Source organism: Micromonospora sp. NPDC048894 (genome assembly GCF_040649765.1).
Taxonomy (GTDB): domain Bacteria; phylum Actinomycetota; class Actinomycetes; order Mycobacteriales; family Micromonosporaceae; genus Micromonospora; species Micromonospora antibiotica.
Window position 1 is genome coordinate 203,038 of sequence record NZ_JBEZFY010000011.1, and the last position, 21,322, is coordinate 224,359.

The following is a 21,322-nucleotide window of genomic DNA, read 5'->3' on the forward strand; positions in this document are numbered from 1 at the left end:
ATCCTCTCAGGCGGGGCGGTACGGCGGGGCGGCGGAGCCCGTACCGCCCCTCAGCGGGCGAACGGCTCCACCATCACCGAGGCGGCCCGCAGCCACGCGGCCCGGGTCTCGGCCTGGAGCTGGTGGTACTCGATCGACGACCCGGTCTCCAGCACCGGGTCGTACGGCACCACCGCGACGGCCCGGGTCCGGGTGGCGAAGTGCCGCTCCAGGTCGTCCTGGAGCGTCGACCGGCCCGGGGTGGGGCAGGAGATCAGGGTGACCGCGTTGTCGGCCAGCTCACCCATGCCCTCCTCGTGCAGCAGGTCGAGCATCCAGTCGGCGCTGAACGCGGCGTCCTCCCGGGGCACGGTGGTCACCACGAGCTGGTCGGCGGCGTGCATGACGGTGCGCCAGTTGGGGCTCTCCACGTTGTTGCCGGTGTCCACGCAGACCACGTCGTGGGTGCGCCGCAGCAGTTCCAGCACCCGTTTGACGGTGAACTGGTCGAGGCGCTGGGCGAACCGGGGGCTCTCCTCCCCGGCCAGCACGTCGTACGAGCCGTCGGAGGCGTGCCGCAGGTAGTCGTCGAGGGACTCCAGCAGCTCGGCGCCGTCGCGGATCTCGATGTGCGCCAGGTCGCTGATCAGGTGCCGGATCGTGCGGGCGTGCCGGGCGCTGCCGGCGCGCAGGCCGAGGGTGCCGCGCAGCTCGTTGTCGTCCCAGGCGAGCACGCCCCGGCCCCGGACGCTGCCGACGGTGGCGGCGGCGAGCACCGTGGCGGTGGTCTTGTGCACCCCGCCCTTGGGGTTGGCGAACGCGAGCACCCGGGGGGTGCCCAGGTCACGGCGGAGGATGCCGGCGGCGCGTTCCTGCTCGTCCTGGGGGCCCTGCTGACGCCACTCGATGCGGGCCGGCTCGATCCGGGCCGGGTAGCTCCGGTCGGCGGTCACCGCCGGCGGGTAGGTCGGCGGCTCCGGCTGGTAGGTGGGCGCGGCCGGGTAGCCGGGCTCCGGGTAGGCCGGCTCCGGGTAGGCGGGTTGCGGCGGCTGGTACGTCGGCTCCGGCGGCGCGTAGCCGGGCGCGCGGTATCCGTTGTCCAACAGGGCGTACCGGGACTCGGGGGGTGGCGGTTCGGACCGGTAGCCGTTGTCCAGCAGGGCGTAGCGGGACGGGACGACAGGCGGCTCCGGCGGCCGGGCCGGCTCCGGTGGGTAGCCGGGGTCGGCCGGGTAGCCGGGAGCGGCTGCGTAGCCGGGGTCGGCCGGGTAACCGGGGGCGGAGCCGGCCGGATAACCGGGATCGGCCGGGTAGGCCGGGTCGGCGCGGTAGCCCGGGTCGGCGCGGTAGCCGGGAGCGGGCTCGACCGGATAGTCCGGCGCGGCGCGGCGCGGCGGGTCGACCCGGTAGCCGGCCCCGGCGCGGTAGCCCGGGTCCGGTTCGTAGCCGGGCTGCGCACCGTAGCCCGGGTCGGCGGGTGGTGGCACGGAAGCCGATCCCCGCCCGGACCAGCCGCCGGCGGGCCCCCGGCCGGGCAACGGGTCCCGGACCGGCTGCTCGTCGCGGCGGTCCGGCTCCGCCTGGTCGGCGGCGCGTCCGCCGAGGCGGGCACGCTCGAAGAGCGCCCGCCATCGCGGTGCCGGTTCGGCCGACCGACCCCAGCCGGTCTCGCTGCCGTCCAAGGCTCGCCCTCCCGCGCCGTCGATCTCCGCCTGACAGGCTACGAACGAAACCCTATTCGGACCACACCGGTCTGCACACATCCCCCGGGAACAATACTTACGGCGACCGGTCGGACGACCCACCGCTACGGGAGTCCGGGGAGGTGGGGGCGGGGGTCGGGGCGGACCCCGGCCCGACCCCGCTCGACGACGGTGCCGGGGCGATCACAGCGGGTGCCCCTTCCGACGAATCGCCCATCGCCCCACCCGGCGTCGGGACCGGGCCGGTGGACGTCGGGTGCGCCGGTGTTGCGGCGGTGTCGGCGGGTGGCCGGGCCACGTCCCGCTGTTCCGGCAGCGGCGGCAGGAACACCGTCCGGTCCAGCCGGGCCACTTCGGGGGCGGGATCGAGCGCCCGGACCCCGTCGCGTCCGGCCACGGCACGCAGCGCGGTCGGGTCGGCCCGGATCACCGCCGCGTAGACGCAGGCGCAGGCCGCCCGGTAGCCGGCCGCCTCCCGCCCGGCGACCTGCGCCCCGGTCTCGTACCCCTGACGGGCCGTGGGGTCGGTGGTGTCGGCGGCCCGCCGCCGCTGGTCGGCGGCCTCCCGGTCCTTGCGGTCCGCGAGGCCGGCCATGCCGGCGGTGACGTCCTGCGGCAGCAGTTGCGCCGGCAGCCGGACCACCTCGGTCTGCCGACCGGGCAGCGGCACCCGCACCACCACCGCAGCGACCTCGACGTCGGCGAGCAGCGCCGGCAACCGGTCCGGTACGAGGTAGCGGTCGAAGCTGACCAGCGCGTACGCCCCGGCGGTCAGCCCGGCGAGTTCGGCCCGGGCCGCGGCGGCGTACCCGGGCAGCGAGTCACCCGGCAGCACCCCGACCCGGGTCACCTGCCCGACCGTGCGGTCACCCACCGGCGCGGGTCGGCGGGCCACCCAGCCGACGGTGAGCAGCACCGCGCCGACGGCCAGCACCGCTGCGGTGACCAGCCCCCGGCGCGGCCGGGACGCGACGGCGGGCGGCCCGACGCCCGGGCGACTACCCGGCACCGGTCAGTCGCGCAGGATCGTCAGCGCGCGGGCCAGATCGTCCGGGTACTCGCTGACGAAGGTGACGTCGTCACCGGTACGCGGATGGGCGAAGGTCAACGACCGGGCGTGCAGCCACTGCCGGCGCAGTTCGAGCCGCGCCGACAGGGTCGGGTCGGCCCCGTAGGTGAGGTCGCCGACGCACGGGTGCCGCAGGGACGAGAAGTGCACCCGGATCTGGTGGGTACGCCCCGTCTCCAGCCGGACGTCGAGCAGGCTCGCCGCCGGGAACGCCTCGATGGTGTCGTAGTGGGTGATGCTCGGCTTGCCGTCGGAGACCACCGCCCAGCGGTAGTCGTGGTGCGGGTGCCTGTCGATCGGGGCGTCGATGGTGCCGCGCGACGGGTCGGGGTGACCCTGGACGACCGCGTGGTAGCGCTTCTCCACCTCGCGGTACTTGAACGCCCGCTTGAGCGCGGTGTACGCCTGCTCGCTCTTGGCCACCGCCATGATCCCGGTGGTGCCCACGTCGAGGCGGTGCACCACACCCTGCCGTTCGGCGGCCCCGCTGGTGGAGATCCGGTGGCCGATCGCGGCGAGGCCACCGATGACGGTCGGGCCGGTCCAGCCGGGGCTGGGGTGCGCGGCCACCCCGACCGGCTTGTCCACCACCACGATGTCGTCGTCGGCGTAGACCACGGTCAACCCGGGGACCGCCTGCGGCACCACGGTCGGCGGCGCGACCGGCGCGGGCAGCGTCACCTCCAGCCAGGAACCGGCCTTGACCTTGTGCGAGTTCTGCCGGATCACGCCGTCGACAAGCGCGTCCCCGGCGTCGACGAGCGCGGCGGCGGCGGTGCGGGAGAGCCCGAAGAGGCGTGCCACCGCCTGGTCCAGCCGCATGCCGTCGAGGCCGTCCGGCACGGGCAGGGAACGGTGGTCGCCACCGGCGGCGGTCACGCCCGCTCCCGCGGCTCGGCGTCGGTCGCCGTCGGCGCGGCGGCGGCCGGTCCGGTGGGGGCGGCGGCGGTCCGGGTCGCGTCGGTGGGGGCGGTGTCGGTGTCGCCCTTGGCACCGACCCGTCGCCCGTCGCGCTGGCGGCCGGTCAACTCCAGCAGCACGGCCAGCAGCACCCCGGAGACCAGGCAGCTGTCGGCCAGGTTGAACACCGGCCACACCTGGCCGTACGGGTCGAAGAGGCTGACCATGTCGACCACGTGACCGACGAAGTGACCGGGGGCCCGGAAGATCCGGTCGGCGAGGTTGCCCAGCGCCCCGCCCAGCACCAGCCCCAGGGAGACCGCCCACGGCAACGACCGCAGCCGGACCGCCATCCAGCTGATCCAGCCGACCACCCCGATGGTGATCAGCGGGAACACCCAGGTGTGGTCGGCGCCGATGCTCCACGCCGCACCGCTGTTGCGGGTCAGGGTGAGATAGACGGCCCCGCCGAGCAGGCGCACCGGCGCCCGGTCGTCGAGCAGTTGCAGGGCGAGATGCTTGGTGAGCAGATCCGTCAGCAACGCGAGCGTCGCGATGCCGACGAGGACCACGACCGCCCTGCGTCGGGGGGTGCGGCCGGCCGGCCCGGTGGTGCCGGGTCCGGCGGTCGGTGCTGTGGTCATCGACTCCCCATCGACTGTCCCGACGACGCGGGTCCGCCGTCTCTCGAGGTCACCGGGGAGTGGACGTCAGCGCCGCTCCTCCAGCTGCTTGCAGGTCACGCAGAGGGTCGCCGACGGGAAGGCGGCGAGCCGCTCCACCGGGATCGGGTTCCCGCACCGCTCGCACCATCCGTAGCCACCCTCGTCGAGCCGCTCCAGCGCGCGCTCGACCTGGGTGATCCGTTCCCGGATGCTGTTGGCGAGGGAGATCTCCTGCTCGCGCTCGAACGTCTTGGTGCCGGTGTCGGCCTGGTCGTCCCCGGCCGAATCGGTCAACCGGTCGCGCTGCAGCTCGGTGATCTCGCTCAGGGTCTGATCGTACTCGGCGCGCAGCTCGTCCCGTCGGGCCGCCAGGGCCGCCCGGATCTTCTCGGTCTCCGCCGCGCTGCGGGTGGCCTGCGCGGTGGCCTTCGCCGCCGGTTTGCGACCGGCCGTCCTGGTGTCGGCTGGCTTCGCCATCGTCAGCTCCCTCAGCCGCGGGACGCGGCGGTCGGCGGTGCCCGGACAGGGTGCGCCGACATGGCGTCCCCAGGTAACAAAACGGGCGCACGGCAACGGTGGCCGCGCACTCCGGAGGTTGGCAAGAATACGGAACGTACAGGTTTCCGACAACGTGCCGGACCGTTGCGCCGCTATTCAGCCACTAATAACCCCTAATTGGGGCAAAAAGAAGACTAGCAGATCATCCGTCCCGATCCTCGCCGTACTCGCCGAACCACCTCGCCAGGCGACCCCGCCGGCTGACCGCCCGCAGCCGGCGCTCCGCCTCGTCCCGCACCCCGGCGGTCGCCACGATCAACAGGCTGTCCCCGGTCTTGAGCCGGGTGTCCGCCCCCGGCACGAAGCCCACCCCGTCGCGCAGCACCAGGGTCACCGACGCGCCCACCGGCAGCCGCAACTCGTCGACGTGCACCCCGGCCAGCCGGGACCCCGCCGGCACCTCCAACTGGAGCAGGTCCGCCCGCATCCGCTCCAACGGCGCGGTCTCCACCCGGATCTCCGCCGGCTCGGCCGGGGCGGTCACCCGCAGCCGGCGGGCCGCCGGCGCGAGCGTGCCCGCCTGGAGCACCGTGAAGATCACCACCAGCACGAAGACCGCGTCGAACAACCGGTCCGCCCCGGGCACCCGGGCCGACAGCGGAATGGTGGCCAGCACGATCGGCACCGCACCCCGCAGCCCCGCCCAGGACAGGAAGAGCTGCTCACGCAGGCTCACCCGGAACGGCAGCGCCGACACCAGCACCGACAGCGGCCGGGCCAGCAGCAGCAGAGCCAGCCCGGTGACCACCGCCGGCAGCAGCGCGGTGTGCAGCCGCTGCGGCGTGGCCAGCAGCCCGAGCAGCACGAACAACCCGATCTGGGCCAGCCAGGCCAGCCCGTCGGCGAATCCCAGGATGGCCTGCCGGTGCGGCAGCCGGGCGTTGCCGAGCAGCACCCCGGCGACGTAGACGGCGAGGAAGCCGGAGGCGTGCAGCACCGCCCCGGCGGCGTACGCCAGCACGGTGAAACCGACGGCGGCGATGGGGTACAACCCGGAGGAGGGCAGCGCCGCCCGCCGCAACGCGAACCGGCCGGCCAGCCCGGCGGCCAACCCGACCGCCGCGCCCACCCCCAGCTCGTAGCCGACCAGGAGGACCTCGAACCACCACGGGTGCTCCACCGGCCCGGTGCGCGACAGCAGCACCACCAGGATCACCACCGGGGCGTCGTTCATGCCCGACTCGGCCTCCAGCGCGGCCACCAGCCGGGGCGGCAGCCGCAACCGGCGTAGCGTGGCGAAGACCGCCGCCGCGTCGGTGGAGGAGAGCACCGCGCCGTAGAGCAGGGCCAACCGCCAGTCCAGCCCGAGCAGCAGGTGCACCACCAGGCCCACGACGACGATGCTGACCAGCACCCCGACGGTGGACAACGCGCCGGCCAGCCCGAGCACCGGGCGCAGGGTGCTCCACCGGGCGGTGAGCCCGCCCTCCGCGATGATCACGATCAGCGCGCAGAAACCCAGCATCCGGGTCAGCTCGGCGTCGTCGAACCGGATGCCCAGCCCGGCCTCACCGATCGCCACCCCGAGCGCCAGATAGACGAGCAGACTCGGCACGCCCAACCGGGTGGAGAACCGCACCGCACCGATCGCCACCAGCAACACGGCCGCGCCGAGGAGCAGGGCCAGATCCAGTCCCGGCGTCACGGGCGCCCCACCCGGGGCGCCGTCACCCGGCCGATCCGTCGCGCAGCCGCCGCAGCAGCCCGCTCAGACCGGGCACCGGTCGGTCGACCAGGAAGAGCTTGTCCCGGCTGGCCGCACCGGTGCGCAGCGCCACCGCCGACGGGCGGACGCCCAGGGCACCGGCCAGCGCCCGCCGGGCCGCCTCGGTGGCCCGGCCGTCCACCGCCGGGGCGGTCACGGCGATCACCAGGGCGGGTCCGTGCGGGCCGGCGAAGCAGCCGCCGACGCGGGCCCGGGACGCGCCGGGCTTCACCCGCACCGCGACGGTCAGCGTGTCGTCCGTGGGCATCGACGCCGGCCTCAGCGGGGGTAGGTGTCGGCGAGCAGGGCGGTGTCCGGGTTGCAGAGACCGCACGGGGTGAACCCGAGGGAGATCGCCTCGTCCACCGGCAGCGGCTCGTGTTCCCGTTCGATCAGGTGGGCGCAGGAGGGCAGGTGGTAGCGGGGATGCCCGTCGACCACCAGCACCTCGGCGTCGAGTCGGGCCACCCGGGCGGCGTCGGCGGGTGGGACCCGCTGGGCCGGTGGATCCCACGGCGACGCGTCGTCCTCCGGCGGATCCCAGGGTGGCCCGGGGTCGTCCCCGGCCGCCCAGGCCGGGTCGTCCGCCGGGTCCCAGCGGGGGTCGTCCGGGTCGGGTCGGGCGGGGTCGGTCGGGGCACGGTCGGCCGGCGGGGCGGCGTGGTCCGGCCCCGACGCGGAGGGCACGACGACGGGGTCCCACGGGGCCTCCGCGTCGGGCTCCCAGGCACCGGCGTCGGGGCGGGTGGCCGCGCCGACGGGGTCGCCGGCCACCGGCTGGCCGGGTGGTTGCCGCCACCCGGCGCCACCGGTGCCGAACGTCGTCGGGGGGTACGTCGTCGGTTCGTCCGACGGCGCGGTCGTGGGCGGCGGGGCGGTCGGACGGGACTCCGTCGCGCTCCGACCGCGTGCCTCGGCCCGTTCCGCCGCCCTCGCCCTGGTCACGGCTGCCTGGCGGGCACCGGCCACCAGGGCGACGGCGGCCAGCAGACTGGCCGCGATGGAGCTGGTCAACAGGGTGCTGGAGCCGCCGACGAGACCGAACACCAGCAGGACCACGGCGACGAGGATGAGCAGGAGACTGGCGACTAGCACGGGCTCACCCCCGCAGCGTCGTGGGTCGTGGTGGGTCGGCGACCGTCGGGGGACGGTCGCCGACCGTGGATCAGCGGCCCGCTTCGAGGGCGCCGGAGCGACCGCCACCGTACGAGCCGGCGAGGCCCGCTGCGGCCAGACCGTTGCCACCGACGGCACGGGTGCCCTCGGCGCGGGTCATCTCGGCTTCGAGGCCCTGGCCCCGACCGTCGAGGTCCCGCAGCTGGCTCTCCAGGTAGGCCTTGAGCCGGGTGCGGTACTCGCGCTCGAACTGCTTGAGCTCCTCGATGTGCTTCTGCAACGCGGTCCGCTTGGCGTCCAGGCCCCCCATGGCCTCCTGGTGCCGCTGACGGGCGTCGCGCTCCAGCGCGTCGGCCTTGGCCCGCGCCTCGCGGGTGACCTCCTCGGCCTTGGAGCGGGCCTCGGAGAGCAGCTGGTCGGCCTCCCGACGGGCGTCGGAGACGTGGTCGTCGGCGGTGCGCTGGGCCATCATCAGCACCCGCAGCGCCTGCTGCTCGCCGTCGCCGCCGACGGCCGGACCGCCGGTCGTGCGGACCTGCTCCAGCTCCGCCTGCATCGCGCGGGCGGCCTGCTCGGCGGCGGCCTTGTCGCGCTGCACCCGGTCGAGCTGGGCCTTGACGTCGTTGAGCTCCGCCGCGAGCCGGGCGTCGCCACCGGGGCCGGCAGGGGCCCCGCCCCGACCGCCGCGCTCCACCTGCGCGCGCAGCTCGTTGTTCTCCTCGATCAGACGGGCCAGCTCACGCTCGACCTCGTCCAGGAAGGCGTCGACCTCCTCCTCGTCGTACCCCCGCTTGCCGATCGGCGGCTTTTTGAAGGCGACGTTGTGCACGTCGGCCGGTGTCAGCGGCATCGAAACTCCTCGGGTCAGTTGCGGCCGCGAAAGCGCGCGCTGGTCAGGAGAAGTTCCTGATCAGCGGATCTAACACAAACCTCATCAGCACGAACAGGATAACCAGGAGCACAAGGGAGGCCAGGTCGATGCTCACGGTACCAATTCGCAGTGGGGGGATCACCCGCCTCAACGCCTTGAGAGGCGGATCAGTGACGCTCCACACGGACTCAAGTCCGGCGGACGCGCCACGCCCCGGTTGCCACCGACGACCGTACTGGAGGACTGCACCGAGAACGAATCGGGCCAACAGCACAATAAGAAAGAGGTACACAATCAGGTACAAGAGTTGGAACATGATCGACAACACAGCAGACGACGTCCCTCGGTCGGGTGGACTTAGCTCAGGGAGAAGAAGCCACCCTCAGCGATCTTGGCCTTGTCCTCCGCGGTGACCTGGACGTTGGCCGGTGAGAGCAGGAACACCCGGTTGGTCACGCGCTCGATCGTACCGCGCAGCCCGAACGCCAGCCCGGCGGCGAAGTCCACCAGCCGGCGGGCGTCGGCCTCGTCCATCTCGGTGAGGTTGATGATCACCGGAACGCCGTCGCGGAAGTGCTCGCCGATGGTCCGCGCCTCGCGGTAGGTCGTCGGGTGCAGGGTGGTGATCTGGTAACGCTGCTCCTCCTCGGCCACCACCGGCCGCTCCCGCGGCGACGCCTGCGGCGCCAGGGCGAGATTGTCCCGGGTGTGATAGCTCAGCGCGCCCGAGGACTCCGACCCACCGGACCTGGTGATCGACCGGACGCTCGCCCGCTCCGACCGTTCGGCCCGCTCCGAGCGCTCGGCCCGCTCCGACCGTTCGGCCCGCTCGTCGTCGGCGCGGTCGGCCTCGGCCAGCCGGCTGGACCGGTCCGTCAGCCGACCCCGGTCACCGAGGCGCGGACGCGGTGCCGGCGGCTCCTCCGCGTCGTCCTCGTCGTCGTCGGCGAACTCCTCGGCGTACCGGCTCGACCGGTACCGCGACTCGCGGTAGCCGGGCTTGTCGTAGCCCTCGTCGTAGCCCCGCTCGTCATCCTCCTCGACGAGACCGAGCCAGACCCCCGCCTTGCGCAGTGCACCCATCCCGCGCCCTTCCGTCCGCCGTGCGGCACGCACCCCCGTGCCGTGTCGCCATGATCGCGAATGGGCTTCCATGCCCACCGGATCGAAGTGGCAATCCCTCGACGCGCGATTCGCGGCTCGCCCGTCGTGGCCCCCGACCTGGGGACGCCGCTCCTGAACAACACTGATGTAATTTGCTTCTATCGCGGTCAGGCTACCGCAGCGTGGAACGCATTCCGAGCAACGCGCTGCCGACGCGGACATGTGTCGCGCCGTGTCCGATGGCCACCTCCAGGTCACCGCTCATCCCGGCGGAGAGCGCCGTCGCCCCCGGATGGTCGGCCCGGAACCCCGCCGCCACCTCGGCCAACCGGGCGAACGCCCGCTCCGGTTCCCAGCCCAGCGGCGCCACCGCCATCAGCCCGGCCAGTCGCAGCGCCCCCGCCCCGGCCAACGCCCCGGCCACCGCACCGAGCCCCCGGTCGGCGTCCGCGGCACCCGGCAGGGCACCCCCTCGGGCCGGGTCGCCGTCGATGCTGACCTGGACCAACGTCTCCAACGGACGGTCCCGGCCGGACTCCGCGGCGGTGGCCAGTGCGCGGGCCAACCGGACACTGTCCACGGAGTGGACCACATCGGCGTACCGGACCACCGAACGGGCCTTGTTGCGTTGCAGTTGGCCGATGAAGTGCCACCGGGCGGCCACCCCCGCCGCCGCCACCTCGGCCGCCTTCGGTGCCGCCTCCTGGTCCCGGTTCTCCCCCAGGTCGGTGACCCCGAGCCCGGCCAGCGCGACCGCGTCGCCGGCCGGGTACGTCTTGGTCACGGCGATCATGGTCACCCCGGCCGGATCCCGGCCGGCGGCGGCGCAGGCGTCGGCGATCCGGGCCCGCACCACGGCCAGGCCGGCCGCGAGCGCGGCCCGGCGGTCCGCACCCACCGGATCGGGCGCGGCGGTCATCTGCCGGACCGCCCGGTCACCGACGGGGCGGCCCGGCCGCCCCGGGACCCGTCCGGCGTCGTCGGGGTGGCGTGCCCGTCTGCGGGACTGCCCGTCATCAACGGGCTCAGGAACCGTTCTTGAGGAAGTCGGGCACGTCGACGTCGTCGAAGAGCACCCGGCGCGGCGACTGCTGCGGCGGCATGGTGGCCGGCGCGGTGACCGCCGGAGCCTGCGGCGTCGGCTGGTTCTGGTTGCTCTTGCGCGGCGACTCGGACGCCTTGTACGCGGGCGTGCCACCGTCGAAACCGGCGGCGATCACGGTGACCCGCACCTCGTCGCCGAGCGCGTCGTCGATGACCGCACCGAAGATGATGTTGGCGTCCGGGTGGGCCGCGTCGGTGACCAGCTGCGCGGCGTCGTTGATCTCGAACAGGCCCAGGTCGGAGCCACCGGCGATGGACAGCAGCACGCCCCGCGCACCGTCCATGCTCTGCTCCAGCAGCGGGCTGGAGATGGCCGCCTCGGCCGCCTCCACCGCCCGGTTCTCCCCCCGGGCGCTGCCGATGCCCATCAGCGCGCTGCCCGCCCCGCTCATCACACTCTTGACGTCGGCGAAGTCCAGGTTGATCAGACCCGGGGTGGTGATCAGGTCGGTGATGCCCTGGACACCGGAGAGCAGCACCTGGTCGGCGGTGCGGAAGGCGTCCATCATGCTGATGCCCCGGTCACCCAGGGCCAGCAGCCGGTCGTTGGGGATGACGATCAGCGTGTCGCACTGGTTGCGCAGTTCGTCTATTCCCGCCTCGGCCTGCACCTGGCGCCGCTTGCCCTCGAAGGAGAACGGCCGGGTCACCACGCCGATCGTCAACGCGCCGAGCTTGCGGGCGATGTTGGCCACCACCGGCGCCCCGCCGGTGCCGGTGCCGCCGCCCTCGCCGCAGGTGACGAAGACCATGTCGGCGCCCTTGAGCACCTCCTCGATCTCGTCGCGGTGATCCTCGGCGGCGTTCTTGCCGACGTCCGGGTTGGCGCCCGCGCCGAGTCCCCGGGTCAGCTCCCGGCCGACGTCGAGCTTGACGTCGGCGTCACTCATCAGCAGCGCCTGCGCGTCGGTGTTGATCGCGATGAACTCGACGCCCTTGAGCCCAACCTCGATCATCCGGTTGACGGCGTTGACGCCGCCGCCGCCGATGCCGACGACCTTGATGACCGCCAGGTAGTTGTGCGGAGGTGTCATCTCCGGTCCTTTCCGTTCGAGATTGGCTCGCACCGCCCCGGTACGGCGTGGCTCAGACCGGTGGTCGGCGAGCTGTCACCAGCGAGGATCAGAGGCGAACTCTAACCCTCTACTAGAGGGTTAGAGTTATGTCAACCACTGATCCTCTTCGGGGCAACGTAAGCGCCCCCACGCCGAGAGCCAAGGACCCCACCGGCGTGTCGCCGTCGCGAGAGTAACGACTCACGTTCGACACGGGCCTCACCGGAAGGTCACCACGTCAGGAGCGCTCACGTCGATCGTGTCGGCCTTACGACCCAGCAACGCCGTCGCCACCCGCGCCTTCTCCTCGCCCCGGGTCGCGTCGCCCCAGACCACCGTCCGCTCGTCACGCAGGGTCAGCCCGATCCGGGCCAGCCCCTCGACGGTCACCTCGACCAGAGCGGCCCGCAACGCCGGGGTGAGCACGGTCAGCACCTGCAACGCCGCCCGGGTGCCCGGATCGTCCGGGCCCGGGTCGGCCAGCCGCACCAGCGGCAACCCCGCCGGGGGCCGGGGCACCGTCCGGAACACCACCCCGCTGCGGTCCAGCACCACGAATTGGTCGTCCCGGGGCACCACCGCCACCCCGGTCCGCTCCACCACCGTCACCACCAGGGTGTCCGGCCAGTCCCGGCGTACGGTGGCCCGCTCGACGGGGGCCAACCCGCCGATCCGCCGGGCCGTCGCGGCCAGGTCCACCCGGGCCAGCGGCGCCCCGTCCGGCACCGCCGCCGCGTCGCGCACCTCGACCGGGGTGACCAGCCGGGCCCCCTCCACCCGGACCTCGCGCACCCCGAACAGGCCGGAGCCGAGCATCGCCCAGGCCACCAGGCCGGCCAGCACCAGCACCCCGGCGACCACCGCCCAGGGCAGGGCGGCCCGCATCCGCCGCTGCCGGGCCCGCGCCATGAACCGCCGGGTGGACGGCGGGACCGCATCGCTACCGGCCCGCACGAGCTGCCAACGCCGTGCCGGACCACGCCGGGAACCACCACCGTCCGCGCCCGCGGGACGGCCCCGCGCCGGCCCCGGACTCATCCGGTGGTGGAGACCGTGCCGTCCGGGCCGACGACCGGGCCCGGGGCGACCGGTTCGGCGACCCCGCCGGCCCGGACGGTCAACGCGTCGAGCAGCTGGTCGCCCAGCAGGGAGATCGGCGGGGCACCCATCGTCACCACCACGTCACCGGGACGGGCCCGCCGGGCCACCTCCACCGGCGCGTCGTCGAACGAGTCCACGAAGACCTTGTGCGCGGCGTCCAACGGCACCGCCGCCAGCAACGCCACCGACCCCTCGCCCGGTTGCCGCAGCTCACCGGGGCCGAAGACCTCCAGCAGCACCAGCTCGTCGGCGATGCCCAGGGCGGCGGCGATCTCCGCCTGGAGGTCCCGGGTGCGGTAGAGCCGGTACGGCTGGAACACCACGATCAGCCGGCCGTCACCGGCGACCTCGCGCAGCGTCTGCAGGGCCAGGGTCATCGAGGTCGGGTGGTAGGCGTACTCGTCGTAGACCAGCACACCGTCGGCGACGCCCTTGCGTTCGAAACGGCGGCGTACCCCCGGGAACGCGGCCAGCGCCGCCTCCGCCGCCACCACCGGCAGGCCGAGCAGGTGGGCGGCGAGCACCGCCGCGGCGCTGTTGAGCCCCATGTGCCGCCCCGGCACCGGCAGCCGGATCTCGCCCAACGACCGGCCGTCGAGCGCGGCCAGGTACCGCACCCCCTGGGCGGACGAGGCCATCTCGGACAACCGCAGGTCGGCGTCGGCCGCCTCGCCGTACGTCCAGACCCGCCGCCCCTCGGCGCGCAGCGTCTCGGCCAACCGCCGGCCGCCCGGGTCGTCGGCGCAGGTGATGACGAACCCGGCCGGGTCGGTGAGCCGGGCGAACTCGGCGAACGCCGCCTCCAGGGTGGCCAGGTCGCCGTAGGTGTTCAGGTGGTCGGCCTCGACGTTGGTGATGATCGACACGTACGGGCGGTAGATCAGGAACGACCTGTCGCTCTCGTCCGCCTCGACCACGAAGTGCTCGCCGGTGCCGTGGTGCGCGCCCGAGCCGACCTCGGAGATCTCCCCGCCGATCACGAAGGACGGGTCGACGCCGGCCTGCTGGAGCACCATGGTCACCATCGAGGTGGTGGTGGTCTTGCCGTGGGTGCCGGCCACCGCGACGGTACGCCGGCCGGTCATCGCCGCCGCCAGCGCCTCGGAGCGGTGCAGCACCCGCAGCCCGCGCCGCCGCGCCTCGACCATCTCCAGGTGGTCCTGCGGAATCGCCGAGGAGTAGACCACGGTGTCCACCCCGTCGAGGTTGGCCGCCTCGTGGCTCATGTGGATGGTGCCGCCCAGCGCCCGCATCCCGGCCAGCGACGGCCACTCGCGCAGTTCGCTGCCGGAGACCGGCAGGCCCCGGGTGAGGAAGAGCCGGGCCAGGCCGCTCATGCCGACCCCACCCACCCCGATCAGGTGGATCCGGCCCAGGTCCTCCGCGGTGAGCGTGCCGGCCGGGGTGAACTGCGCGGTGTTCATGCCAGGTACCTTTCCGTCGCGCTGGACCGGCTCACCGGGCCACCGCCTCGTAGACGAAGTTGAGCAGGGCCACGTCGCCGTCGCGGCGGCCGTACGCGGCGGCGGCGTGGCTCATCGCGGACAGCCGCTGCGGGTCGCGCAGCAGGGGCAGCACGGTGCGCTCCAGCCAGTCCGGGGTCAGCTCGGCGTCGTCGACGAGCAGCCCGCCGCCGGCCTCCACCACGGGCAGCGCGTTGCGCTTCTGCTCCTGGTTGGAGTGCGGGTACGGCACGTAGATGGTGGGCAGCCCGATGGCGGCCACCTCGGCGCAGGTCATCGCCCCGCCCCGGGCCAGCATCAGGTCGGCGGCGGCGTAACCCAGCTCCATCTCGGACAGGTAGGGCAGCGCCACGTACGGCACCGGCAGGTCGGTGGGGACCGGCACCGGTTCGTTGCGGGCACCCATCACGTGCAGCACCTGCACGCCGTTGCGGGACAGTTCCTTGGCCGCGCCGGAGACCGCCAGGTTGATCGACCGGGCACCCTGGGAGCCACCGGCGACGAAGAGCACCGGCAGGTCGGGGCGGAGTCCGAAGTGGGCGCGGGCGGCGGCCCGCATGGCGAAGCGGTCCAGCCCGGCGATGCCCCGGCGCAGCGGCACCCCGACCACCCGGGCGTCGCGCAGCGCCTCCGCCTGGGCCGGTTGGTGCGGGAATCCGACGGCGATGTTCTTGGTGAACTTCATGCCGAGCCGGTTGGCCACCCCCGGCGGGACGTTCACCTCGTGGATGACGATCGGCATCTCGCGCCGCCACGCGGCCAGGTAGCCGGGGACGGAGACGTACCCGCCGAAGCCGACGACCACGTCGGCGGCGACCTCGTCGATCACCTTGCCGGCGGCGCGGGCCGCCTTCCACATCCGGTCCGGGGTGCGCACCAGCCCCATGTTGACCGAGCGGGGCAGCTGGTAGGCGGGGATCTGCCGCAGGTCGTAGCCGGCCGGCGGGATCAGCTCGTTCTCCAGGCCCTTGGGGGTGCCGAGGCAGGTGATCCGGACGCCCGGGTCGTGTCGGCGCAGGCAGTCGGCGAAGGCGAGCAGCGGGTAGATGTGCCCACCGGTGCCCCCTCCACAGAGCACCACCGAACGCAGCGGACCCATCAGCGTCTCCTCTCGCTCGCCGGCCCGCCCCGGGTCCGGTCCTGCCGGACGCCGCGCGGTACGGCCTGATCGTCGGGTCGCCGCCCGCGCGCCCGGGGTACGGACCCCGGGGCAGCCGGTGGCGACGCCGGTCGGCTCCGCGCACCGGGAAGCGGCGGCAACGGGGCCCAGACTAGTCGGACCCATCGGGCGGGCGGACGGGCGTGCAGGGCTCGGGCGGCGTCGGGTTCGGCGCGGGCGAAGGAGGCGAGCATGCCGACCGCGGCCAGGGTGACGACCAGGGCGCTGCCGCCGTCGGAGATGAACGGCAGCGGCACCCCGGTCAGCGGCAGCAGCTTGGTCACCCCACCGATGTTGATCACGGCCTGGCCGGTCAGCCAGGCGGTGACGGCGGTGGCGGCGAGCCGGCGGAACGGGTCGGCGACCCGGCGGGCGATCCGCAGCCCGGTGTAGGCCAGCACGGCGAAGAGCACCAGGATGACGGTGCAGCCGACCACGCCCAGCTCCTCGGCGATGACGGCGAAGATGAAGTCGTTGTGGGCGGCCGGCAGCCAACCGAACTTGAGGCTGCTCTTGCCCAGCCCGACGCCGAACCAGCCGCCGTGTTCGATGGCGTTGCGGGCCTGGACCATCTGCCAGCAGGCGTCCTCGACGCACTTGGCCGGGTCGGGCGTGTCGAGGAACGAGGTGAGCCGGGCCAGCCGGTAGTTCTCCTGGCCGCGTGCCCCGGAGCCGGCGCCGAGGGAGGCCACCGCGACCAGCAGGCCGACGCCGGCCAGGCCGACGGCGGAGAGGGCGGCGAAGACCCGCAGCCGCACCCCGGCCGCCCAGAGCAGCCCGACCACGATGGCCAGCAGGCAGAGCATGCTGCCCAGGTCGTTGTAGCCGACCAGCACGAAGAGCAGGCCGACCACCGGGAACAGCGGGGTGGCCAACTCCTTCCACCAGCCCAGCGCGGCGCCCTTGCGGGCCACCACGTGCGCGCCCCACAGCACCAGCGCCAGCTTGGCCAGCTCGGCGGGCTGCACCTGGATCGGCCCGAGATAGAGCCAGAGCAGGTTGGCCTGCAGCGGCCCCAGCGACTTCAGCCCGAACAGCGCGTTGAGCGCCACCAGCAGGTTGAGCACCAGCAGCAGCACCACGGCCCCGCCGAGCAGCGGCCGGCCCAGCGAGCGGAAGGTGCTGGCCGGCAGCCGTTGGCAGGCCCAGAACGCGACGATGCCGATCACCGCGAAGATGGCCTGCTTGGTCACCGAGGCGGCGGCGTCGCCGGCCTCGGCGTAGTCGCGCACGCTGGTCGCCGAGAAGACCATGGTCAGGCCGATCAGCAGCAGCAGGCCGGCGCTGGACAGCAGCAGGTAGTAGGAGGCCAGCGGGCGGGCCAGCAGGCCGCGCAGCGCCGCCAGGCCGCCGGCCGGCCCCAGCCCGGACAGCACCGGGGGCGGATCGGCGGTACGCCCCGCGCCCGCGACCCGCCGTGGCTGGGTCTGCGCCGTCGTGCCGGTGCTGGTGCCTCGGTCCTCCCCCACCCGCCCATCATCGCCGCTGCGGGCGGCCGGTTCCGGCCGTTCCCCCCGGTCGGCGTGTCGAAATGCGCGAAGGGGGCCCCTCCGGTAGGAGGAACCCCCGTCCGCCGGTGGTCCGGTGGCGTCCCGGCGCGGACGGAACCGGCGCGCGGGGCAGGTACCGGCCCGGAACGCGATCAGCCCATGCTGGCGAGGAAGTCGCTGTAGAACAGGCCCAGCGCGATGGCCACCCCGATGCCCGCGATGATCCAGAACCGGACCACGATGTTGACCTCGCTCCAGCCGGCCAACTCGAAGTGGTGCTGCAGCGGGGACATCCGGAACACCCGCTTGCCGGTGGTCCGGAACGAGATGATCTGGATCACCACGGACATCGTGATGATCACGAACAGCCCGCCGAGGATCGGCAGCAGCAGCACGGTACGGGTGGACATCGCCATCCCGGCGATCAGCCCGCCCAGGCCCAGCGCGCCGGTGTCGCCCATGAAGATCCGGGCCGGCGAGGTGTTCCACCACAGGAAGCCCACGCACGCCCCGGCCGCCGCCCCGGCGATCAGCGCGATCTCCAACGGGTCCCGGACGGCGTAGCAGTAGTTGTCCGGGTTGGCGGTGTACGTCGGGTCGGCGCACCAGTGCCGGTACTGCCAGAACGCGATCAGCGCGTACGCGGCCAGCACCATCACCGAGGCGCCGGTGGCCAGCCCGTCCAGCCCGTCGGTGAGGTTGACCCCGTTGGTCGCCGCCATCACCACCATGATGATCACGATCACCGAGGCGACCTTGCCGATCTCCAGGGCCGGGATGTCCCGGATGAAGCTCAGCGTGGTGCTGCCCACGGTCTCGGTGTTGGTCGTCGCGCCACTGGCGTCGGTCATGCTGCTCGGGAAGTAGAGCGCGACCACCCCGAAGACCGCGCCGACCAGGATCTGCCCGAACAGCTTGCCGCGCTTGTTGAGCCCGCCGCTGTGCCGCTTGCGCACCTTGAGGAAGTCGTCGATGAAGCCGACCGCGCCGGAGAAGACCATCAGCCCCAGCAGCACCAGGGCGGTGATGGTCGGCTCGACCTGGGCGATCTGCGCGTCCGGCAGGGTGGTCAGGGCGAGGTGGCCGGCGACGTAGGCGATGACCGTGGCCAGGATGAACACCACGCCGCCCATCGTCGGCGTGCCCTTCTTGCCCTCGTTGCTGGCCAGCCCGAGGTTCGATCGGATCGGCTGGCCGGCCTTGAGCCGGGCGAACACCTTGATCGCCAGCGGGGTGGCCAGCAGCGACACCAGGAACGCCACGCCGATGGCGACGATGACCGCCCTCACGCGGCACCCCCCGCGCCGGCCCCGTCAGCCTGGGCGTCGGCCCGCAGGGCGTCGACGACCTCCCAGGTGCGGTACCGGGAGCCCTTCACCAGGACGACGTCGCCCGGTCGTAGCTCGCTGCGCAGCACCTCGACGGCCGCCGCCTGATCGGTGAGCAGCACCGACTCTCCTCCCCAGTCACTTACCGCTGTCGCGCCCTCGTGGATCGGCGCGGCCGGCTCACCCACCACGAGCAGCCGGTCGACACCGAGTTCGGCCGCGAGCCGGCCGACCTCCCGGTGCCCCTCGTCCTCGTACGCGCCCAGCTCGGCCATGTAGCCCAGCGCGGCGAACGTCCGCCCGCCCCGGTGCATCCCGGCCAGCGCCCGCAGCGCCACCGCCATCGAGGCCGGGTTGGCGTTGTACGAGTCGTCGATCACGGTCACCCCGTCGGGACGGGTGAAGACGTCCATCCGGCGGCTGGAGACCAGCCCCAGGTCGCCCAGGGCCGCCGCCAGCTCGGCCAGCGGCATGCCCAGCTCGCGGGCCACCGCCGCCGCGGCGAGCGAGTTGGAGACCTGGTGCCGGCCGGTCAGGCCGAGCCGCACCGGGGCCGTCCCCTCCGGGGTGACCAGGGTGTACGCCGGCCGGCCCCGCTCGTCCAGGGTGACGTCGACCGCGCGGACGTCGGCGTCGGCGGACTCGCCGTAGCGGACCACCCGGGCGGCGGTGCGGGACGCCATCGCGGCGACCAGCGGGTCGTCGGCGTTGAGCACGGCCAGCCCGTCGGCCGGCAGCGCCTCCACCAGCTCCCCCTTGGCCAGGGCGATGTTCTCCACCGAACCGAACTCGCCCAGGTGCGCCACCCCGACGTTGAGCACCACCGAGACCTGCGGCGGCACCACGTCACAGAGGTAGCGGACGTGTCCGACGCCCCGGGCGCCCTTCTCCATCACCAGGTACCGGGTCTGCGCGGTGGCCTGCAACGCGGTGTACGGGTGCCCCAGCTCGTTGTTGAACGACCCGGGCGGGGCGACCGTCGGGCCGAGCCGCACGGCGAGCTGCGCGATCAGGTCCTTGGTGGTGGTCTTGCCCGAGGAACCGGTCAGCCCGATCACGGTGAGCCCGGGCAGCCGGTCCACCACCGTGCGGGCCAGCCGGCCCAGCGCGGCCAGCGCGTCGTCCACCAGCACCATCGGCACCCCGGGCAGCTCCCGGGTGCCGAGCACCGCCACCGCACCGGCGGCGACCGCACCGGCGGCGTAGTCGTGCCCGTCGACCCGCTCGCCGGGGAAGGCGACGAAGAGCGCCCCGGCGGCGACCTTGCGGGAGTCGAACTCGACCGGACCGGTGACCACGGTGGCCGGGTCGGCGGCGTGCAGCCGGCCACCGACCGCCGTGGCGACCTCGGCCAGGCTCAGCGGGATCACCGGCGACCCGCCAGGTCGCCGAAGCGGACGCGCAGCGCCTGCGCCAGCTCGGTGCGGTCGTCGAACGGGTGCACCTCGCCGGCGATCTCCTGACCGCGTTCGTGTCCCTTGCCGAGCAGCGCCACCACGTCGCCCGGTGCGGCCAGCCGCACCGCCTCGGCGATCGCCTCCCGTCGGCCCGGCACCTCGACGATCCGGGCGGCGGCGTCGGCGGCGTACGCCCCGGCCAGCACCTCGGCCCGGATCGTCGCCGGGTCCTCGGTGCGCGGGTTGTCGTCGGTCACCAGCACCACGTCGGCACCCCGGGCGGCGGCGGCACCCATCACCGGCCGCTTGCCCCGGTCCCGGTCACCACCGGCGCCGATGACGCAGATCAACCGGCCGGTGCCGGTGTCGCGCAACGCGGCCAGGGCCGCCACCACGGCGTCGGTCTTGTGCGCGTAGTCGACCACGCCGCGCACCGGCGCGTCCCCGCTGACCAGTTCCAGCCGGCCGGGCACCCCGCCGCAGGCGGCCACCCCGGCGACGGCGGTCGCCGGGTCGACCCCGGCGGCGACCAGGCAGGCGACGGCGAGCAGCGCGTTGGCCACGTTGTGCCGGCCGGGCAGCGCCACCCCGGCGGGCAGGGCCAGGTCGTCCGGGCCGTGGGCGGTGAACCGCTGGGCGTAGCCCTCGCCGCCGACCCGGTCGGCCCACCAGGTGGCGGTCGGGTCGCCGGCCGCCGAGTAGCTGACCGTGGCCGGGCGGAACAGCGGACGCAGGGCCGGGTCGTCGTGGTTGAGCACCTCGACCCGGCAGCGCCCGTCGAACAGTTTCGCCTTGGCGGCGAAGTAGTCGGCCGAGTCGGCGTGGAAGTCGAGGTGGTCGGAGCCGAAGTTGGTGTAGCCGCCGACGGTGAACCGGACCCCGCCGACCCGGCCCATCGCCAGCGCGTGACTGGACACCTCCATGACCACCGCGGTCACCCCGCGCTCCCGCGCGGCGGCGAGCAGCGCGTGCAGGTCGGTGGCTTCCGGGGTGGTCCGGACGCTGTCGATCACCAGGTCACCCAACCGGGTCTCCACCGTGCCGATCAGGCCGGTGACGTGACCGGCGGCGCGCAGCCCCGACTCGATCAGGTAGGCGGTGGAGGTCTTGCCGGCGGTGCCGGTCACCCCGATCACGGTCAGCCCGTCGGTCGGGTCGCCGTAGACCGCGGCGGCCAGCTCACCCAGCACCGCCCGGGGGTCGGGCGTCACCAGCACGGGCAGCCCGGTCGCGCCGGCCGCCGCCGCACCGGACGGGTCGGTCAGCACGGCCACCGCGCCGGCCGTGGCGGCGGCGGCGGCGAACTCCGCGCCGTGCCGACGGGCACCGGGCAGCGCGGCGTACAGGTCGCCGGGGCGGACCTCCTGGCTGGCGTGGGTCACCCCGGTCACGACCAGCGCGGCGGCGTCGGCCGGCGGCGTCACGGCGAGCCGGTCGGCGAGGTCGCCGAGCCGGACTCCGGGCACGGTACGGGGGCGTGGATTGCCGGGCACGGCGTCAGACCCTACCCGGTCGTCCGGTTCCGGCCGCACAGCCGCCCCGGTGGTTCGTCGGC

The 21,322-nt window shown here is 74.0% G+C and carries 19 protein-coding genes and 1 pseudogene; all 20 read right to left on the bottom strand.

Features of this window, described 5'->3' with window-relative positions:
* Nucleotides 1–50: 50 nt before the first annotated feature.
* On the bottom strand, nucleotides 51–1,661 hold the full coding sequence (locus AB0C22_RS23430) for an AAA family ATPase (RefSeq protein ID WP_219463909.1): 1,611 nt from the start codon (nucleotides 1,659–1,661) through the stop codon (nucleotides 51–53).
* A 97-nt stretch (nucleotides 1,662–1,758) separates the two neighbouring features.
* Nucleotides 1,759–2,691, bottom strand: a complete 933-nt coding sequence (locus tag AB0C22_RS23435; RefSeq protein ID WP_357536967.1) for a hypothetical protein — start codon at nucleotides 2,689–2,691, stop codon at nucleotides 1,759–1,761.
* A 3-nt stretch (nucleotides 2,692–2,694) separates the two neighbouring features.
* Nucleotides 2,695–3,573: an RluA family pseudouridine synthase gene (locus AB0C22_RS23440; RefSeq protein ID WP_255598443.1), complete on the bottom strand. Its 879-nt coding sequence runs from the start codon at nucleotides 3,571–3,573 to the stop codon at nucleotides 2,695–2,697.
* Between the two features lie 53 nt (nucleotides 3,574–3,626).
* Nucleotides 3,627–4,295 (bottom strand): signal peptidase II, encoded by a 669-nt coding sequence (gene lspA, locus AB0C22_RS23445; protein WP_219463913.1) that lies wholly within the window; start codon nucleotides 4,293–4,295, stop codon nucleotides 3,627–3,629.
* Nucleotides 4,296–4,361: 66 nt separating this feature from the next.
* Nucleotides 4,362–4,793: a TraR/DksA C4-type zinc finger protein gene (locus AB0C22_RS23450; RefSeq protein WP_204959263.1), complete on the bottom strand. Its 432-nt coding sequence runs from the start codon at nucleotides 4,791–4,793 to the stop codon at nucleotides 4,362–4,364.
* Nucleotides 4,794–5,016: 223 nt separating this feature from the next.
* A complete protein-coding gene (locus AB0C22_RS23455; RefSeq protein ID WP_208569723.1) occupies nucleotides 5,017–6,519 on the bottom strand; it encodes a potassium/proton antiporter in 1,503 nt (500 codons plus the stop codon).
* Nucleotides 6,520–6,541: 22 nt separating this feature from the next.
* Nucleotides 6,542–6,847, bottom strand: coding sequence for a DUF167 domain-containing protein (locus tag AB0C22_RS23460; RefSeq protein ID WP_208569724.1), 306 nt, complete (start codon nucleotides 6,845–6,847; stop codon nucleotides 6,542–6,544).
* Between the two features lie 11 nt (nucleotides 6,848–6,858).
* Nucleotides 6,859–7,089 (bottom strand): annotated as a pseudogene (locus AB0C22_RS23465) (hypothetical protein); the annotation flags it as partial.
* Nucleotides 7,090–7,744: 655 nt separating this feature from the next.
* Nucleotides 7,745–8,545: a DivIVA domain-containing protein gene (locus AB0C22_RS23470; RefSeq protein ID WP_088643047.1), complete on the bottom strand. Its 801-nt coding sequence runs from the start codon at nucleotides 8,543–8,545 to the stop codon at nucleotides 7,745–7,747.
* Nucleotides 8,546–8,588: 43 nt separating this feature from the next.
* Nucleotides 8,589–8,894 carry a YggT family protein gene (locus AB0C22_RS23475; RefSeq protein WP_091237509.1) on the bottom strand — a complete coding sequence of 102 codons (306 nt, stop codon included), beginning with the start codon at nucleotides 8,892–8,894 and terminating at the stop codon, nucleotides 8,589–8,591.
* A 29-nt stretch (nucleotides 8,895–8,923) separates the two neighbouring features.
* A complete protein-coding gene (locus tag AB0C22_RS23480; RefSeq protein WP_219463919.1) occupies nucleotides 8,924–9,649 on the bottom strand; it encodes a cell division protein SepF in 726 nt (241 codons plus the stop codon).
* A gap of 193 nt (nucleotides 9,650–9,842) precedes the next feature.
* Nucleotides 9,843–10,589 carry a YggS family pyridoxal phosphate-dependent enzyme gene (locus tag AB0C22_RS23485; RefSeq protein WP_357536970.1) on the bottom strand — a complete coding sequence of 249 codons (747 nt, stop codon included), beginning with the start codon at nucleotides 10,587–10,589 and terminating at the stop codon, nucleotides 9,843–9,845.
* A gap of 106 nt (nucleotides 10,590–10,695) precedes the next feature.
* A complete protein-coding gene (ftsZ, locus tag AB0C22_RS23490) occupies nucleotides 10,696–11,808 on the bottom strand; it encodes a cell division protein FtsZ (protein WP_219463928.1) in 1,113 nt (370 codons plus the stop codon).
* Between the two features lie 240 nt (nucleotides 11,809–12,048).
* Nucleotides 12,049–12,867, bottom strand: coding sequence for an FtsQ-type POTRA domain-containing protein (locus AB0C22_RS23495; RefSeq protein WP_208569729.1), 819 nt, complete (start codon nucleotides 12,865–12,867; stop codon nucleotides 12,049–12,051).
* Nucleotides 12,864–14,354: a UDP-N-acetylmuramate--L-alanine ligase gene (murC, locus tag AB0C22_RS23500; protein WP_357536973.1), complete on the bottom strand. Its 1,491-nt coding sequence runs from the start codon at nucleotides 14,352–14,354 to the stop codon at nucleotides 12,864–12,866. Before murC ends, AB0C22_RS23495 begins: the two co-directional genes overlap by 4 nt.
* A gap of 31 nt (nucleotides 14,355–14,385) precedes the next feature.
* The gene (gene murG, locus AB0C22_RS23505; protein WP_208569730.1) at nucleotides 14,386–15,492 is read right to left on the bottom strand and encodes an undecaprenyldiphospho-muramoylpentapeptide beta-N-acetylglucosaminyltransferase; all 1,107 of its coding nucleotides are present in this window, start codon (nucleotides 15,490–15,492) and stop codon (nucleotides 14,386–14,388) included.
* Nucleotides 15,492–16,898 carry a putative peptidoglycan glycosyltransferase FtsW gene (locus AB0C22_RS23510; RefSeq protein ID WP_208569766.1) on the bottom strand — a complete coding sequence of 469 codons (1,407 nt, stop codon included), beginning with the start codon at nucleotides 16,896–16,898 and terminating at the stop codon, nucleotides 15,492–15,494. Before AB0C22_RS23510 ends, murG begins: the two co-directional genes overlap by 1 nt.
* 296 nt (nucleotides 16,899–17,194) lie before the next feature.
* Nucleotides 17,195–18,331: a phospho-N-acetylmuramoyl-pentapeptide-transferase gene (gene mraY / locus AB0C22_RS23515; RefSeq protein WP_208569731.1), complete on the bottom strand. Its 1,137-nt coding sequence runs from the start codon at nucleotides 18,329–18,331 to the stop codon at nucleotides 17,195–17,197.
* The gene (murF, locus tag AB0C22_RS23520) at nucleotides 18,328–19,740 is read right to left on the bottom strand and encodes a UDP-N-acetylmuramoyl-tripeptide--D-alanyl-D-alanine ligase (RefSeq protein WP_357536975.1); all 1,413 of its coding nucleotides are present in this window, start codon (nucleotides 19,738–19,740) and stop codon (nucleotides 18,328–18,330) included. The genes mraY and murF overlap by 4 nt, the downstream gene beginning before the upstream one ends.
* Nucleotides 19,737–21,299, bottom strand: coding sequence for a UDP-N-acetylmuramoyl-L-alanyl-D-glutamate--2,6-diaminopimelate ligase (locus AB0C22_RS23525; protein WP_219463937.1), 1,563 nt, complete (start codon nucleotides 21,297–21,299; stop codon nucleotides 19,737–19,739). The genes murF and AB0C22_RS23525 overlap by 4 nt, the downstream gene beginning before the upstream one ends.
* Between the last annotated feature and the right edge of the window lie 23 nt (nucleotides 21,300–21,322).

Coding starts and splice junctions, on each gene's coding strand:
- ftsZ (WP_219463928.1), bottom strand. CDS start 11,808: ATGACACCTCCGCACAACTACCTGGCGGTCATCAAGGTCGTCGGCATC.
- AB0C22_RS23470 (WP_088643047.1), bottom strand. CDS start 8,545: ATGCCGCTGACACCGGCCGACGTGCACAACGTCGCCTTCAAAAAGCCG.
- murG (WP_208569730.1), bottom strand. CDS start 15,492: ATGGGTCCGCTGCGTTCGGTGGTGCTCTGTGGAGGGGGCACCGGTGGG.
- AB0C22_RS23485 (WP_357536970.1), bottom strand. CDS start 10,589: ATGACCGCCGCGCCCGATCCGGTGGGTGCGGACCGCCGGGCCGCGCTC.
- AB0C22_RS23450 (WP_204959263.1), bottom strand. CDS start 4,793: ATGGCGAAGCCAGCCGACACCAGGACGGCCGGTCGCAAACCGGCGGCG.
- AB0C22_RS23480 (WP_219463919.1), bottom strand. CDS start 9,649: ATGGGTGCACTGCGCAAGGCGGGGGTCTGGCTCGGTCTCGTCGAGGAG.
- murC (WP_357536973.1), bottom strand. CDS start 14,354: ATGAACACCGCGCAGTTCACCCCGGCCGGCACGCTCACCGCGGAGGAC.
- AB0C22_RS23495 (WP_208569729.1), bottom strand. CDS start 12,867: ATGAGTCCGGGGCCGGCGCGGGGCCGTCCCGCGGGCGCGGACGGTGGT.
- AB0C22_RS23440 (WP_255598443.1), bottom strand. CDS start 3,573: ATGCGGCTGGACCAGGCGGTGGCACGCCTCTTCGGGCTCTCCCGCACC.
- lspA (WP_219463913.1), bottom strand. CDS start 4,295: ATGACCACAGCACCGACCGCCGGACCCGGCACCACCGGGCCGGCCGGC.
- AB0C22_RS23460 (WP_208569724.1), bottom strand. CDS start 6,847: ATGCCCACGGACGACACGCTGACCGTCGCGGTGCGGGTGAAGCCCGGC.